This is a genomic window from Flavobacterium calami (assembly GCF_038290035.1).
In the GTDB taxonomy this organism is placed as follows: Bacteria; Bacteroidota; Bacteroidia; order Flavobacteriales; family Flavobacteriaceae; genus Flavobacterium; species Flavobacterium calami.
The window spans coordinates 1-1,203 of sequence record NZ_JBBYHS010000047.1 but is presented as its reverse complement, the minus strand read 5'-3'; the positions used below and the strand labels follow the sequence as shown (position 1 = coordinate 1,203).

At 28.7% G+C, this 1,203-nt stretch carries 1 protein-coding gene; it reads right to left on the bottom strand.

Annotated features, from left to right (window positions below; genetic code table 11):
* A partial coding sequence (locus AAEO57_RS20815) for an IS4 family transposase (protein ID WP_341694947.1) occupies nucleotides 1–1,080 on the bottom strand: 1,080 nt, incomplete at its 3' end.
* Nucleotides 1,081–1,203: the final 123 nt, after the last annotated feature.

Sequence of the window (1,203 nt, the reverse complement as noted above, 5' to 3'; positions counted from 1 at the left end):
TGTTTTATCGAGTAATGATGCGGATAAAATTTGTAGAATTTCGTAGGTTGAGCGATTGATTTTTAAATCTTTTGCTATTATAGAGACCAAGCAGTAAGTCACAATTGCTACATTAATTTGAATACGAACAGCATTTTCTGTTGTTCCCCAAAAGGTCTTAACTTTTAGGTGCTGTTTTATCCATTTAAAGAACAATTCTACTTGCCATCTTTGTTTGTAGAGTAATGCAATATCTTGAGCTGATAATTCAAAATTATTGGTCAAAAAGACTAACATTTTTTTATTTTCAGTATCGAAAAATTTTACTTTTCGTATCTTTTCTGGATAATCTTTTGAGGTATAAAAACCTTCTATTTTACCGATTTGGTCATATTTAATTCCAGTGGTTTTATCAATTTTTAAAGAATACATTCTTTTAAATTTCACGTTAGATTTTGCTCTAACTACAAAATAAGCATTAGCTTTTGTAATTCGAAAAAGTCGATCATAATCAACATAAGCACGGTCAAAAATATAATAAGCAAATGGTTCATAATCTATTACATCCATTGCCTTAACATCGTGTATATTTGCTTCTGTAATGTGAATAAATACAGGGATTTGCGTGTTAATATCAAAGAGAGTGTGCAATTTTATCCCTGCTTTAGTTTTTCGAAAGTGAGCCCAACAAAATACATTCAAGCATAGATCAATTGTTGAAGAATCAAAAGCATAAATATTGCCTTTTATTTCAAAGGTATCATTGCTTTTTTTATCTTGGGCAATCAATATTAAATGATTGGCAAACTCTTCAAATATTTTATAATTACGATTTTCATTAGCTTTGGATAAATTACTACGAGTTACATTTTTGCCAAATCCTAAATGATATGATTTTGATTGATGTGCTTCTATAACAATTATCAAATCCCTTAAACTTTCTCTTGCTGAAAGTTGACCAAAAATCATACATAATAATTGATTCCAACAAGTAAAATGTTTGACCGATTTATTGCCAGAATATTTACTAGTTAACCTGTCAAAAACACGTTGAGGAAGAAATTCAATCAGTTGAGAAAAGACATATTTACCGTGATTCATATTCGTAATATTGATTTACGAACATAATAATCATTTCAAATCGTCACGCTCTAAAATGACTCTTAAAATACAGATTTACAATAATTTCAAAGAACTTATTTTAATTTTTAGTGGACACTAGTG